12 protein-coding genes are annotated in these 14,943 nt (G+C 65.6%); 6 read left to right on the top strand and 6 right to left on the bottom strand.

Features of this window, described 5'->3' with window-relative positions; all coding sequences use genetic code 11:
* Nucleotides 1-11: 11 nt before the first annotated feature.
* The gene (locus XH92_RS30590) at nt 12-3,146 is read left to right on the top strand and encodes an efflux RND transporter permease subunit (protein WP_194455442.1); all 3,135 of its coding nucleotides are present in this window, start codon (nt 12-14) and stop codon (nt 3,144-3,146) included.
* Here the strand turns inward: XH92_RS30590 and XH92_RS30585 are convergent.
* Together XH92_RS30585 and XH92_RS30580 are read right to left on the bottom strand one after the other, a co-directional pair.
* Nucleotides 3,139-4,107 carry an amidohydrolase family protein gene (locus XH92_RS30585; protein ID WP_194455441.1) on the bottom strand — a complete coding sequence of 323 codons (969 nt, stop codon included), beginning with the start codon at nt 4,105-4,107 and terminating at the stop codon, nt 3,139-3,141. The genes XH92_RS30590 and XH92_RS30585 overlap by 8 nt on opposite strands.
* Before the next feature lie 138 nt (nt 4,108-4,245).
* Nucleotides 4,246-5,664, bottom strand: coding sequence for a TolC family outer membrane protein (locus XH92_RS30580; RefSeq protein ID WP_246787756.1), 1,419 nt, complete (start codon nt 5,662-5,664; stop codon nt 4,246-4,248).
* A gap of 241 nt (nt 5,665-5,905) precedes the next feature.
* Between XH92_RS30580 and XH92_RS30575 the strand changes: the two genes are divergently transcribed.
* Complete coding sequence (locus tag XH92_RS30575) at nt 5,906-7,768, top strand: acetyl-CoA hydrolase/transferase C-terminal domain-containing protein (protein WP_194455440.1); 1,863 nt, start codon at nt 5,906-5,908, stop codon at nt 7,766-7,768.
* Here XH92_RS30575 and XH92_RS30570 read toward each other — a convergent pair.
* Nucleotides 7,765-8,544, bottom strand: a complete 780-nt coding sequence (locus tag XH92_RS30570) for an enoyl-CoA hydratase (RefSeq protein ID WP_194455439.1) — start codon at nt 8,542-8,544, stop codon at nt 7,765-7,767. The two genes, XH92_RS30575 and XH92_RS30570, sit on opposite strands and share 4 nt — an antisense overlap.
* 126 nt (nt 8,545-8,670) lie before the next feature.
* The gene (locus tag XH92_RS30565) at nt 8,671-9,354 is read right to left on the bottom strand and encodes a hypothetical protein (protein WP_246787754.1); all 684 of its coding nucleotides are present in this window, start codon (nt 9,352-9,354) and stop codon (nt 8,671-8,673) included.
* 326 nt (nt 9,355-9,680) lie between these two features.
* Here XH92_RS30565 and XH92_RS30560 point away from each other — a divergent pair, with 326 nt between their 5' ends.
* On the top strand, nt 9,681-10,226 hold the full coding sequence (locus XH92_RS30560) for a sigma-70 family RNA polymerase sigma factor (RefSeq protein WP_194455438.1): 546 nt from the start codon (nt 9,681-9,683) through the stop codon (nt 10,224-10,226).
* Between the two features lie 2 nt (nt 10,227-10,228).
* Nucleotides 10,229-10,867, top strand: a complete 639-nt coding sequence (locus XH92_RS30555; protein ID WP_194455437.1) for an NrsF family protein — start codon at nt 10,229-10,231, stop codon at nt 10,865-10,867.
* On the opposite strand, the gene XH92_RS30550 is transcribed toward XH92_RS30555, so the two are convergent.
* Nucleotides 10,864-11,970, bottom strand: a complete 1,107-nt coding sequence (locus XH92_RS30550; protein ID WP_194455436.1) for a DUF2336 domain-containing protein — start codon at nt 11,968-11,970, stop codon at nt 10,864-10,866. The two genes, XH92_RS30555 and XH92_RS30550, sit on opposite strands and share 4 nt — an antisense overlap.
* Nucleotides 11,971-12,029: 59 nt before the next feature.
* Nucleotides 12,030-13,178 (bottom strand): GGDEF domain-containing protein, encoded by a 1,149-nt coding sequence (locus XH92_RS30545; RefSeq protein ID WP_194455435.1) that lies wholly within the window; start codon nt 13,176-13,178, stop codon nt 12,030-12,032.
* 418 nt (nt 13,179-13,596) lie between these two features.
* Here XH92_RS30545 and XH92_RS30540 point away from each other — a divergent pair, with 418 nt between their 5' ends.
* Entirely contained in the window at nt 13,597-14,166 is a 570-nt protein-coding gene (locus tag XH92_RS30540) for a sigma-70 family RNA polymerase sigma factor (RefSeq protein WP_194455434.1), read from the top strand.
* A complete protein-coding gene (locus tag XH92_RS30535; RefSeq protein ID WP_194461501.1) occupies nt 14,166-14,912 on the top strand; it encodes a hypothetical protein in 747 nt (248 codons plus the stop codon). Before XH92_RS30540 ends, XH92_RS30535 begins: the two co-directional genes overlap by 1 nt.
* Nucleotides 14,913-14,943 lie beyond the last annotated feature (31 nt).

Raw genomic sequence — 14,943 nt, 5'->3', positions numbered from 1 at the left:
TGCCGATCTGAATGGATCGCCTCGTCGCCCTTGCCGTCAATCGCCGCTACTTGATGGTGGCCATGTTCGTCGTCGTCTTCATCGGCGGCCTGCTTGCGTTCAAGCAGCTCAACATCGAGGCCTATCCCGATCCGACCCCGCCGATGGTCGACATCGTGACGCAGAGCCCGGGCCTCTCGGCCGAGGAGATCGAGCGCTACATCACGATCCCGATCGAGACCCAGGTCGCCGGCATCAAGAACCTCAAGACCATCCGTACCATCTCGCTGTACGGCCTTTCCGACGTCAAACTGCAGTTCTCCTTCGACTACACCTATGACGAGGCGCTGCAGCAGGTGCTCAACCGCCTGTCGCAGCTCGCGCCGTTGCCCGGCAACGTGCAGCCCGGCATCTCCCCGACCAGCCCGATCGGCGAGATTTTCCGCTACCGGCTGAAGGGACCGCCGAACTACAGCGTGCTCGACCTCAAGACGTTGCAGGACTGGGTGCTGCAACGACGCTTCCGCGCGGTGCCCGGCGTGATCGACGTCACCGGCTGGGGCGGCAAGACCAAGACCTACGAGATTCAGGTCGACTTCAACAAGCTGGTCGCCAACGGCCTGACCCTGCCGCAGGTGCTGCAAGCGGTCTCCAACGCCAACATCAATGTCGGTGGCAACACCGTGAACATCGGCTCGCAATCGGCCGTGGTGCGCGGCGTCGGTCTGATCCGCTCGATCGACGATCTCGCCAACACCATGATCTCGCAGACTGGCGGCAATCCGGTGCTGGTCAGGGACGTCGGCGCCGTCACGATCGGCGAGAAGCCGCGGCTCGGCATCGCCGGCATCGACAGCGACGACGACATCGTGCAGGGCATCGTGCTGATGCGCCGCGGCGAGCAGAGCTCGCCGACCATTGCCCGCGTCGAGCAGCTGGTCAACCAGATCAACAATTCCTCGATCCTGCCGCCAGGCGTCAAGATCGAGCGCATCTACGACCGCAAGGATCTGATCGAGCTCACCACCCACACCGTGCTGCACAACATGGTGGTCGGCATCCTCCTGATCGTGCTGTTGCAGTGGATCTTCCTCGGTGATCTGCGCAGCGCGCTGATCGTCGGCGCGACGATCCCGTTCGCGCTGTTCTTCGCCGTGATCATCCTGGTGCTGCGCGGCGAGTCGGCCAATTTGCTGTCGGTCGGCGCGATCGATTTCGGCCTGATCGTCGATGCTACCGTGATCATGGTGGAGGCGATCTTCCGCCGGCTGTCGCAGACCACGGCACTGTCGGAAGCCGAACGCGCGCACATCTCCGAGGATACGGTGATGGGGATGAAGAGTCATGCGATCCTGTCGGCGGCGGCCGACGTGTCGCGCTCGATCTTCTTCGCCGCGACCATCATCGTCGCCGCGTTCCTGCCGCTGTTCACGCTCGGCGGAGTCGAGGGCAACATCTTCGGGCCGATGGCGCGAACCTATGCCTATGCGCTGGCGGGCGGATTGCTGGCGACGTTCACGATCACGCCGGCGCTGAGCGCGATCATCCTGCCGGCGCATATCCACGAGACCGAGACCTGGATCGTCAAGAAGCTCGATGCGATCTACCTGCCGGCGCTGAACTGGGCGATCGGCAACCGCAAGATCGTGATGGCCGGTGCGGCCGGCCTCGTGGTCATGACGATCATCTTCGTGCGGTTCCTCGGCCTCGAATTCCTGCCCAAGCTCGAAGAGGGCAATCTGTGGATCCGCGCCACGCTGCCGCCGACGATCTCGCTGCAGGAAGGCAACGCCTATGTCAACGAGATGCGGAAGCTGATCAGCAGCCGTCCCGAAGTGGTGTCGGTGGTGTCGCAGCACGGCCGTCCCGACGACGGCACCGACGCCGCCGGATTCTTCAATGCTGAATTCTTCGCGCCGCTGAAGCCGGCCGGCGAATGGCCGGGCACGCATGACAAGGACGTGCTCACCGCGCAATTGCTGGCGCAGTTGCAGGACAAGTTCCCCGGCGTCGAATTCAACTTCTCGCAATACCTGCAGGACAACGTCTCGGAAGCAGTGTCCGGCGTGAAGGGCGAGAACTCGATCAAGCTCTATGGCAACGATTTGCAGGCGCTGACCGATACCGCCAACAAGATCAAATCCGTGTTGTCGACGGTGCAGGGTGTCACCGACCTCGCGGTGTTCACCTCGCTCGGCCAGCCGACCGTCCAGATCGACGTCGACCGGGCGCGGGCGGCGCGCTACGGTCTGTCGCCTGGCGACATCAACGCCACCATCAAGGTCGCGGTCGGCGGCGACACCGCGGGCGATCTCTATGAACCCGGCAGCGACCGGCACTTCCCGATCATCGTCCGTCTTGCGCCGGAATATCGCAAGAGCGCGGAGGCGATCCAGAACCTGCGGATCGGGGCAACGAATCCGAATGGCGGGGTCACGCAGATTCCGCTGAGCGAGGTTGCCTCGATCAAGCTGATCTCCGGCGCGGCCTACATCTATCGCGAGCAGCAGGAGCGCTATCTGCCGATCAAGTTCTCGGTGCGTGACCGCGACCTCGGCAGTGCGATCCTGGAAGCGCAGCAGAAGGTCAACGAGCAGGTCCAGTTGCCGCCCGGCTCGCGTATCGAATGGGTGGGCGAGTTCGGCAATCTGCAGGACGCGATCAAGCGGCTGTCGATCGTGGTGCCGATCAGCCTCGTGCTGATCGCGGTGCTGCTGTTCCTCAATTTCGGCTCGATGGTCGACACCATGCTCGCGATGAGCGTGATCCCGATGGCGATCTTCGGCGGCGTGCTCGGGCTCCTGATCTCCGGCATTCCGTTCAGTGTGTCGGCGGCGATCGGCTTCATCGCGCTGTTCGGCATCGCCGTGATGGACGGCATCATCATCCTGTCGCAGTTCAACCAGCTGATCGACGAAGGCTATGACCGGATGCGCGCGGTGATCCGCACGGGCGAATTGCAGCTCCGTCCGGTGTTGATGACCTGCGTCGTGGCGGGCGTCGGCCTGCTCCCGGCGGCGATATCGGAGGGCATCGGCTCGCAGGTGCAGAAGCCGCTCGCCATCGTCGTCGTCACCGGCATGATGGTGGCGCCGCTGGTGATCCTGATCACGCTGCCGGTCCTGATCTCCTACTTCTCGCGCCGGCCGAAGGACGACGTCAGGTGAAGCCGTAGAGCCGTGCCGGATTGTCGACCAGGATGGTCTTGCGCACCGCGGCGTCCGGCGCCCAGACTGGAAGCTGGTTGAGCAGGCGCCCGTCGTCGATCTGGTACAGCGGCGTGACGTCGGTGACTTGCTTGCCCGCCGGCGTCACCGAATCCGGGTGCGGCCAGTCGGTGCCCCAGACGATGCGCTCGGCATTGGCCGCGATCAGCGCCTGGGCCAGCGGCGCGGCGTCGGCATAGTCGGGCGCCAGCTTCGAGGCGCGATAGGCGCCGGAAATCTTGACGTAGGCCTTGCCGGACTTGACCAGCGCGAGCAGGTCAGAAAATCCCGGCTGGCCGGTGCCGAGCGCGGCCTCGGCGCCGCCGAAATGGTCGAACACCACGGGCACCGGCGCCGTCGCGACCAGGTCCTTGATCGCGGAGATCATGGCGAGGCTGGTGAACAGCTGCACATGCCAGCCGCGCGCCTTCATCCGCTCGATCGCCGCCGAGAAGCGCTGCCGGCCGACATTGGGATCGTTGACGCCGCCGGTCGCGAGGTTAAGGCGGATGCCGCGGAAGCCGGCCTTCTGCATCGCGTCGAGATCGCTCTCGCTGGTCTTGTCGTCGATCACCGCGACGCCGCGCGCCGTGGGGCCGCGCGCCGTCATGCCGAACAAGGTCGACGAATTGTCGGGGCCGTAGACGCTCGGCGTCACGATCACCACGCGCTCGACATGCAACGCCTTGTGCAGCGCGCTCATCTCCTCCGGAGAGGCCGGCTCCGGCGTGTAGACGCGGCCGGCGAAGAACGGGAATTTCGCGGGATCGCCATGGATGTGGGTATGGCAGTCGCAGGCACCGGCAGGCACGTCGAAGTTCACCGCGGTCGATGGTTGCGCTGCCTTGGAAAATCCGTTGCTGCTGGTCATGGTCACTCCCGCTGCGATGGAAGCCAGCATCATACTGCGTCGCGTCAGCATTGGACGTCTCCCTGCGTGCTCGGCTGTTATGCGCGCACTCCGCGCACCGGCATCGTTGATGGCCGGCGGGGCGGGAGGTTATCGGCGGAGAGGGCGGGCGGAAAGGGCCGGTTCGCGATGCGAACGGTTCCCCAAGGCCTATTGTCCCGACGGCGTGCGCAGGCCGTGCCAGGCGTCGCGCACCTGATGGTAGTGCACCTCGGGCAGATAGTCGGGCGTCTTGAGATTGAGCGTCTTGACGTCGAGGCGTCCGATCGCGCTGAGCAGCGTGTAGGAGGCGATCACGCGGTCGCGCTGCGCGCCGATCAGACGGGCCCGCGCCGTGATCAGATCCTGCTGGGCGTTCAGCACGTCGACCGTGGTGCGCTGGCCGCCGGCGGCTTCCTTCTGCACGCCGGCGAGCGCGACCTCGGCCGCCTTCACCTCGGACTCGGAGGCCGACACCGCGATCTTGGCGCCCTCATTGGCGACCCAGGCGCTGACCACGGCGGTCTTGGCCTGGTTGCGGACCTGGTCGAGCACAAGGCGGCTCTGCGCCGCCACTTCCTTGGCCTGCCGGGTCTGCGAGGCCGCGGTGCCGCCGTCATAGATCGGCTGCGTGACCTGGCCGATCACCGAGGCCTGGTCGGTCCCGAAGGTGCCAAGGGTCTGGTCGCTGTCGCGGCTGCGGCTGACGCTGCCCTGCACGCTGACGTTCGGCATCAGGCTGCTCTCGGCGACGCGGATCGAGGTCGAGGCGACGTCGACGTCGAAGCCGGCCGCGGTCACGGCGGGATGCTCGCGCAGCGCCAGCGCGATCGAATCCTCACGGCTGCGGGGCAGCAGCCGGTCAGTGGTCTCGGCCGGCCGCAATTGCGATGGCGGGTTGCCGACCACCTGCGCATAGGTGGCCTGGCTGATCGCGAGGTTGACCTCGGCGGCGTTGAGATCGGCGAGGCCGCGGTTGAGACGCGCCTCGGCCTGGGCCGTGTCGGTCGGCGTGACGTCGCCGGCATTGAGGCGGCGCTGGGTGATCGCCTGGGTCTCCTTCAGAAAGGCGACGTTGGAGCGCTGCGCCTCGACCAGCGTCTGGTTGGCCAGCACGTTGGTGTAAGCGGTGACGGCGTCCAGCAGCACGCCCTGGCCGACATTGCGCAGGGCTTCGCGGCCGGACTGTACCTGCAATTCGGCGACGCGGACGCTGTTGGCGGTCTTGAAGCCGTTGAACAGGGTCTGGGTCACCGTGACCCCGATCTGCCATGGCTTGAGCGTCGCGGTCTGGATGACATTGCCGGGCAGCTGGTCGCGCACCGCCTGGAGGCCGACCGAGAGGCCGGCGCTGACCTGGGGGCGGTAACCGGCCAGCGCCTGCGGCACGTTCTCGTCGGTGGCGCGCTGGCGCGCCCGTTCGGCATTGAGCTGCGGATTGGTCTGATACGCCTTGACCAGGGCTTCGGGGAGGCTCTCGGCGCGGGCCGCGGTATCAGTCAGCAGCGCGCATGCCAGCGCGCCAAGGCCGATGCCCGACAAAAGCACGCGCCTCGCCACGTCGCCAATATCAGCGGCACGCTCAACCATGTGATCCCGCAAACCAAAACCCCGGCAGTCCGCTCCCCCGGATGCCGCCGACACATCTACCTGTTTACGGGGCGCCGCCGCCACAGGCAAACCGCCACGCGACATCTGCACATCATTTCGGTTGTTGTCTGTTGCCGGTTCGTCACAGGCGAACGCAACTGTCATATGAAGTATAAGTTCGAGCCGCCGGCCCGCGATTCAGCGATGCCGGTTATCCACTGCCTGCCCGGGTTCATCGCAGATGCCTATATTCTTCTCTGACCCCGAGGCGATCGCGGAGCACGTCATTCGCGAGGTCGGAACCGAGCTGGTGGTCGGGCTGCCGCTCGGCCTCGGCAAGGCCAACCACATCGTCAACGCGCTGTACGCGCGGGCGATCGCCGACCGCTCCATCAGTCTGACGCTGTTCTCGGCGCTGACGCTGGAAAAGCCGAAACCGAAGAGCCTGCTCGAACAGCGCTTCATCGGTCCAGTGATCGATCGCCTGTTCGGTGGCTATCCGGATCTCGCCTATGCCGATGCGCTGCATCGCGGCGCGCTTCCGCCGAACATCAAGGTGATCGAGTTCTTCTTCCTCGCAGGGCAATGGCTGCATCAACCGTTCGCCCAGCAGCACTACATCTCCGCAAATTACACCCACGCGGCGTCGTATCTGCTGTCGCGCGGACTGAATGTCGTTCCCCAGCTCGTCGCCAAGCGCGTCGTCGACGGCGTGCCGCGCTACAGCCTGAGTTGCAACACCGACACGACGCTCGACGTGCTGCGCGCCCGCGCGCAGGGGCGGGCGTCTTTCAAGCTGATCGGCCAGGTCAATTCCGAGCTGCCGTTCATGCCTGGGCCCGGCGATTTGCCGGCGGACGAATTCGCCGCGGTGCTCGACAGTCCCGACACCGATTTCCCGCTGTTCGCGCCACCGTCGGAGCCGATCAGCGACACCAAATATGCGATCGGATTGCACGCCGCGGGTCTGGTCCGCGACGGCGGCACGCTGCAGATCGGGATCGGGCAGGTCGGCGATGCGCTGGCGCAGGGACTCGTGGTGCGTCACCGCGACAACGCCCAATTCCACGGCATCATGCAGCGCCTCGCGCCCGGTACCGCACAGCTCGCGGCGGCCGAGACCGGGCCGTTCGAGACGGGCCTCTATGGTGTCAGCGAGATGCTGTTCGAGGCGTTCCTCGGGCTGATCGATGCCGGCATCCTCAAGCGCGACGTTGATGGCGTGATGCTGCACGGCGCATTCTTCCTCGGGCCGCAATCCTTCTACCGGGCGCTGCGCGAGATGGCGCCCGAGCAGCTGGCGCGCATCCAGATGATGCCGGTGTCCTTCACCAACGAGATCTTCGGCGATGAGCACGGCAAGCGCCGCGCCCGCGTCGATGCGCGCTTCGTCAACAACGCGATGATGGCGACGCTGCTCGGCGCTGCGATCTCGGATGGGCTGGAAAATGGCCAGGTCGTGAGCGGCGTCGGCGGGCAGTACAATTTCGTGGCGCAGGCGTTCGCACTCGAGGGCGCGCGCTCGGTGCTGGCGCTGGAAGCCACCCATCAATCCGGCAAGCAGACGGAATCCAACATCCGCTGGTCGTATGGCCACGAGACCATTCCACGCCATCTGCGCGATATCTTCGTCACCGAATATGGCGTCGCCGACGTCAGGGGGAAATCCGATGCCGACGTGATCGCCGCGATGTTGCAGGTGTCGGATTCCGGTTTCCAGGGCGAGTTGATGCGGCAGGCCAAGGATGCCGGCAAGCTGCCGCGCAGCCATGAAATCCCCGCCGCTCACCGCGAAAATTTTCCCGAGCGCATCAGCACTGCGCTGAAGCCCGCGCGCGAGACGGGCCTGTTGCCGTCATTCCCGTTCGGCAGCGACTTCACCGACGTCGAGCAACGGCTGATCCCGGCGCTGCAGATCCTGCAGCAGGCACAGCGCACGCCGCTGCAACTCGCCGGCCTGATTTGGCAGGGGATGCGGCATCCGCCCGGCGCCGCCGATCGTGAATGCCTGGCGCGGCTCGGGCTCGACAAGCCGGCGCATGTCGCCGAGCGCGCCTATCGCGCGCTCGTCACCGCGGCATTGCAACGAAGCCGCGTGGATTAACGGTTCTTGTTGACCGGCTTGCGCTTCTCGATGAAGGCCGCCATGCCCTCCGAGCGATCCTCGAGCGCGAAGGTCGAGTGGAACAGGTTGCGCTCGACATTCATGCCTTCAGAGAGCGGCGTCTCGAACGCGCGGTTGATGGCTTCCTTGGCCATCGCGGCGGCCGGACGCGACATCGAGGCGATCTTCTCGGCCGCGGCGAGCGCTTCTTCCAGCAGCTTGTCGGCCGGAACGATCCGCGACACGAGGCCCGAGCGTTCGGCTTCCGCCGCATCCATCATCCGCCCGGTGAGGCAGAGATCCATCGCCTTCGACTTGCCGATCGCGCGGGTCAGGCGCTGCGTGCCGCCGATGCCCGGGATGGTGCCGAGGGTGATTTCCGGCTGACCGAACTTGGCGGTGTCGGCGGCGATGATGATGTCGCACATCATCGCAAGCTCGCAGCCGCCGCCGAGCGCATAGCCTGCGACCGCCGCAATGGTCGGCTTGCGGCAATTGGCGACGCGGTCGCCGCCGATCGTGGTGAAGTCGCTGTTGAACATGTCGATGAAGCCCTTCGGCTGCATCTCCTTGATGTCGGCGCCGGCCGCGAAGGCCTTCTCGCTGCCGGTGATCAGGATGCAGCCGATCTTGTCGTCGGCCTCGAGATCGTCGACTGCAGCGGCGATCTCGCCGAACACGCCGAACGACAGCGCATTCAGCATTTTGGGCCGGTTCAGCGTGATGACGCCGACCGGTCCCTTGCTCTCGACAATGATGAATTCGAACGTAGCCATGACGCAAACCCCGTGCCTGATTTGCCGGGCAATGTGCCCGCTGGCGGGATGCGCTTCAAGTGGCTGAAACGAGGCTTTGGGCCGCGGTGCGGGCGTATCCCGCGCCGCGTGCCGCAAATGCCTCGGCTAGGCCATGAACATGCGCGCCGCGGACGCCACCGTGAGCAGGGCGCCGAACCCGATGAAGATCTTCCCGATCAGCGAGGTCTGGTCCAGGCTCGCGCTGTCGCTGCTGGCCAGCACCGGGGCCGGCTTGGGTGCCGCTGCGGCGGCAGCCGGCGGCTGCGCTACTGGCGGCTCCTGCTGGGCGGTCTGCGGTTGAACCGGTTGGGGCTGTTCCGCCGGCTGCTCCTGCTGCAGGGCCCGGTCGACATCGTTGAGCTGATCGGATGCGACCACGTTGCTGTCGGGCTGCGCGTCGCCGGGCTTGTCGGAGGCGGCCATCATCGGATTGACACTGGCGGGCGCCGTGTTCGCATTGCCGTCGCCGGAGGTCAGCTCGGCATTGGCGTTGGCGACCGTGGCGGGCATGCCCGCCGACGTCACGTTGCCGGCATCGTTCGCGGCTTTCTTGCCCTCGGATTTGTCGGTGGACTTGTCCGCCGTCCTGGAAGACTGGTGGCGCGCATGGCGCCGGCCATGCCGCGAGCTCTGCTGCGCGGACTTGTCGGTCGTCGCGTTGTCGGATTTCGCCGTGGCCGGATCCGAACCGGCCGCATGCGCCGGCAACGGTCCGGCGAGACACACGAAAAACCCTGTCAGCCCTGTCGCGACCATCAAGGCCAAGCACCCGCTGGCTTTGATCTTCATTCTGATGATCTCCCCATTTTGCCCGCCCAAAGGCGAAAAGAGACCCCGCTGCGTGTCCACACCGGGGCAGAAAAAGGGAATCTTCGGGCTTCAGGGGGCGAAAGCTGGGCAATTTCGTCCCAGCGGGTCATCGTCGGCGGCAGCCCCGATGCTTGTCGGACCGATCGGTGTTATGAGCCCTTCCGTCTCGAAACCCGCCGGAGCGATTCTTTGAGGCTGATGCTCGGCGCGGCCTTGCTTGGGGATAGCGATCACGAACTCGTGATATCATTGGCCTGCCGCGTAACGAACTGAAAGATCGGCCGAATTGCAATTCAGGAGCCTGCGTGCGCGAACGTGAGGATGAATGGACCGACCTGATGCGGTCGGCCATTTCAGGCGATGACGCGGCGTATCATCGCCTGCTCAAGGCCATCACGCCGGTACTCCGTGCCGCGGCGCGACGCGGCTTGGCGCGCGCGGGACAACCGGTCGATCAGTCCGAGGATATCGTGCAGGACATCTTGTTGGCGGTGCATTTGAAGCGGCAGACCTGGGACACGAGCGCGCCGTTCGCGCCGTGGCTGTTCGCGATCGCGCGCAACAAGCTGATCGACGCCCTGCGCCGCCGCGGCAAGCGCATCTTCGTCAATATCGACGACTTCGCCGAGACGTTGCCGGGGGAGACGCCGGAGCCGACGGCGTCGCCCGGCGAGGTCACCGCCCAGTTGCAGGCGTTGCCCGCGCGGCAGCGCGACGTGCTGCAATCGATCGCGGTCGATAGCGCCTCGATCAAGGATACCGCGGCGAAGTTCTCGATGACCGAGGGCGCGGTGCGGGTCGCGCTGCATCGTGGGCTTGCGAGCCTGACCGCGAAATTACGGGACCGATGAGCATGGACACCGATCAACTCATTCGAACCCTGACCGCCGACAATGCCTACCGGCCGCGTCCGATCGGTCTTGCGCTGATGATGGCGCTGCTGGCGGCGGCGCCGGTCTCGCTGCTGATCTTCTTCGCCGAGCTCGGCGTGCGGCCCGACGTGATGACCGCGATGCATAATCCGTTCTTCGACCTGAAATTCGCGGTGACCTTGGCGCTCGCCGCCTCGGCGATCGCGGTCAGCCTGCATCTGTCGCGGCCGGAAGCCTCGCTGCGCGGCTTCGGCTGGTGGCTGCTGATCCCCGCCGGCATCCTCGTTGCCGCGATCAGCGGCGAGATGATGATGCCGCAGCGTACGCCGATGATGACGCGCCTGATCGGCAAGAACTCGATGGCGTGCATGACCGCGATCCCCGCGATGTCCCTGCCGCTGTTGGTCGGCGCGCTGTACGGCTTGCGGCAGGGTGCGCCGGCGCGGCCGGCGGTTGCCGGCGCGGTGGCGGGCCTGCTCTGCGCAGGCCTCGCGGCCACCGTCTATGCGTCGCACTGCACCGATGACTCGCCGCTGTTCGTCGCCACCTGGTACACGTTGGCGACCGCGATCGTCGCCAGCGTCGGCGCGCTGATGGGAAAGCGGGCGTTACGGTATTAGGCCGCGGGCGCGGACTGCTGCATGCGATGGAAGCGCAACACCTGCTGCGCGGTGGACGGCCGCAGCCGCTCATAGGTGTCCTTGCAGGCCTGCAAATCGGTCGGCTCGCCGCCCGAGATGTCGTCGCGCAGATTGATGATCGATCGCACCGTCGACCATGACAGGCCCGAGACCTTGGCCAGGATCATCACGCCCTCGGCGCGGGTTTCGATCATCATGTTCTCGGCGACGCTGACCGAGACGTTGGCGAGCGCGGCAAGCGAGGCATTGGTCTCGTCGAACTTGCCGGCCTCGGCGAAGGCCGCGAGCTGGAATTCGTCGAGCCGGCCGTCCTGGTAGAGCGACTTGACCAGCGCATGCGCGATCGTGGTGTCCGGCGTCACGGCGGCGGGCGCGGAGCGCGCGCGTCGCGTCGCTTCCTTGACCGCGATCGGTATCTCCTTGGCCTGCTGCGGATTGGCCGCCTCGAGCCGCTGCCTGACCGCATCCGAGGCCTTGGCGACCAGCTTGAGATAGAGATGGCGCGGGATGTTCGGGCGCAGTCCGACGCAGGTCGACAGATTGTCGTCACCCTCGGCGCGGCTGACCAGGCGGGTGAAGCCGCGTTCGGTGAATTCCGCGCCGGGATTGTTGACCGCGCTCTGTATCACCTCGTCATTGCCGCGCAGCACCAGCACGTCGGTGACGGCGCCGCTCAGCGCCTTGCGGTTGGAGATCGCGAGCAGATGCGCCTGGCTCTTGCTGCGCGCGGTCTCGATCAGGGTGTCGTCGTCGAGCCGCGGCGACAGCGTCAGCACGGGGCCTGCGACCTCGATCAGGTCGTCGAATGCAAGGGTACGGATAGTCTGCGGCGGCGCGGTCTCGATCGGGGCGAGGCGGTTGGCGAGCAGCGCCTTGGCCGAGCTCTCGATGTGCTCGAGCAGGCATTGGAAAACGTCGTCGAACAGCACGATCTGCTGGTCCGAATAGTTGACCGAGCCGTTGATGAAGAGGTCGGTCACGCGGCGCAGTGTCTCGACACGGCGCGCGACGGTGCCGTGCGCAAGCGTCGTCTGCAACTCGTCGAGCAGACTTTCGGGGGCGGTCTCGGGCTTCGAACTCATGACTCTGTCCTGGAGCGGTGGCGACGGCTTCTCCGGCGCCGGATAGGGAAACGAAAGGGTTAGGCGCTGGCGATGCGGTTGCGTCCTCTCGCCTTGGCTGCGTAAAGCGCGCCATCGGCGCGGGCGAGTAGCGTATCGGAGTTTTCGTTCGGCTTGAGCGTCGTGACGCCTGCGGAGATCGTCACCTGCATGCCGGGCGAGAATGCGCTCCAGTCGAGACCGGCGATGATCGCGCGCAGCCGCTCGAGCGCGCGCATCGCCTGATCCTGCGACAGGTCGGGCAGCACCAGCAGGAATTCCTCGCCGCCGTAACGGCCGAACCGATCGACGCTGCGGAGATTGGCGAACATGCCGATGGCAAAGGTGCGTAGCGCCTCGTCGCCGATCGGATGGCCGTAGACGTCGTTGATGCGCTTGAAATGGTCGAGGTCGATCAGCGCCACCGCGCAGGAGCTGCCGTTGCGGGCGCAGCGCGCGATCTCCTCCTCGAGCGTGCGCATGATGCTGCGACGATTGGAGGTGCCGGTCAGCTCGTCGAGCTCGGCGAGCTCCTCGATGCGGCGATAGGCCTCCTTCAGCTTCACGCCGCTCTGATACAGCGATTGCTGCATCGAGCTCGAGAAGATGCCGAGATACATGCAGCGCCCGATCGTCAGCGCGAACACCAGCATGGTGGCGAGGCGGTCGATCCTTGTGCCGATCGGCATCCCGATCGTCTTGTCGGTGCCGAGGAACAGCGCTGCGAGGCCCAGCACCATGATGGTCCAGACAACGGCGGTCTGGCGCGCCGAGGTACGCAGCGCGCCGAAGCCGAACACCACGAACAGATTGCAGAGGAACAGCACGCCGACTTCCGGCGCGATGTAGGTGAACACCAAGAGGTTCACCATGTTGACGGCCGATTGCGGCGCGACCAAATAGTGGTCGCGGAAGCGCTCGTGGAAGCCGCGCTCCGAAAGCAGCACATAGACGGCAACGAGGCAGAGGCCGGTCAGGGCATAGCCCGCCGCCACCAGGACCGACGTGGTGCCGGCATGCGCATAGATCAGCAGCACGACGGCATCGAGCACGAAGCAGGCGGCAATCATCGATTGGATCTGGCGGCGTTGCTTGGCCCGGCGCGCCAGGCGCTCGGGCGTCAACCTGTGACGGCCGCTTTCCGATGCGCCCGCGATCGGGCTGGGAAGTGACGACGCAGCGCTGCCCATGGTCTCGCCATTGCTGAAATCCGGCGAAAATCTAAGTGGGAAAGCCTTTAGGTTTGGTATCTTTTGGAACCGAATCTGTCCCGGTAAAATCCGGTCATCCCCTTTGTTTCGTAAGGAGAATCCGTTCACGCAAGCGGGCCGGGAGCGATCGAGACGGGGGCTTGCGGCGCCGCCCGCTTTGCGAGGGCGCTGGCTTGCCGGCGAAGCCTTGGTATGGTCGCGCCGGAAGGTGCGAGTTCGCGAGAGTTTTCACTATTATGATACCGCCAATCGAGTCTCCGGCGATTTTTCCTCATTGGGATCGTCGACTGTGTCATAGATCACACATGCGGTGCGCACATTGCCGTAATGTGAAGAATCTTGCCTCTCGCGTCGAACCACGCACCACCCCCCTCAGACCAACTTTGCGAGACGGCCATTGAGCGCGACACAGGCGGCTTCAGACGAGGTTCTGATCGCTCGGATCGCTCAAGGCGACCGGCTCGCCATGCAGGTGCTATACGGACGGCATCATGTCAGGGTGTACCGCTTCGGGCTTCGGCTCGTGCGGGACGAACAAGTGGCGGAGGATCTCATCAGCGAGGTCTTTCTGGACGTGTGGCGTCAGGCGGGCAAGTTCGAGGGACGATCCGCCGTTTCAACCTGGCTTCTGGCGATTACCCGGTTCAAGGCGTTGTCCTCGCTGCGGCGAAGGAAGGACGCCGAACTGGACGATGAGGCCGCGAACGCGATCGAGGACACGTCCGACGATCCGGAAACGGTGGTGCAGAAGAAGGACACGGGTGACACGCTGCGTAAGTGCCTGACGGGACTATCGGCGGAACACCGGGAAATTGTCGATCTTGTCTACTATCACGAGAAATCCGTGGAAGACGTCGCACAGATCGTCGGGATTCCGGAGAACACCGTGAAGACGCGCCTGTTCTACGCGCGCAAGAAACTTGCCGAGTTGCTGGAGGCAGCCGGTGTCGAGCGAGGTTGGCCATGATGGCTGCGAGCAACAAGAAAGTGCAGGGTCAGGAACCTGACGATGTCGAGATGCTGCTGCCCTGGCATGCGGCCGGCACGCTGAACGCGCGTGACGCGCGCCGCGTCGAGGACGCACTCGCTTCCGATCCGGATCTCGCGCGGCAATATGCCGTCATCCGCGAGGAATACGCCGAGACCATCGGCCTCAACGAGAGCCTCGGTGCGCCGTCGGCGCGTGCCATGCAGAAGCTGTTTGCCGCGATCGATGCCGAGCCGGAGCGCAAGCCGTCGGCGGGCGCGCGCATGTCGGCCTCCGTCTCGGAGTTCTTCTCGAAATTGTCGCCGCGGACGCTGGCCTGGTCGTCCAGCCTCGGCGCGGTCGTGGTGCTGTTGCAGGCCGGCGTGATCGGTGCGGTGCTGATGCGCACCCAGCCGGCCTCGTTCCAGACCGCCTCGCTCGATGTCGCCGAACAACGCAGCGCCCCCAGCGCGCCGAGCCCGGCCGTTGCACCCAGTGCGCCGATCACCCGCGACCTCGGCGCCAGCGTGGCGGCGGCGCCGACACGGCTGTTGGTCCGCTTCACGCCGGATGCCAGGATCGCCGACATCACGTCGCTGCTCGACAGTTACCAGGGCGCGATCATCGACGGTAAGGGCGGCATGTTTCGGTTGCAGTTCCGCGCGATGGACAAGGACAGCGTCGCGGCGCTGATTGCGCGCTTGCAGAAAGAGAAGATCGTCAGCCTCGCGGTCGAGACGCCGTAGACGGTAGCTGACGGTCCTGCGCCGAGTTGAG

The organism is Bradyrhizobium sp. CCBAU 53421 (genome assembly GCF_015291625.1).
Classification (GTDB): Bacteria; Pseudomonadota; Alphaproteobacteria; order Rhizobiales; family Xanthobacteraceae; genus Bradyrhizobium.
This window is presented reverse-complemented; position numbering and strand designations above follow the sequence as displayed.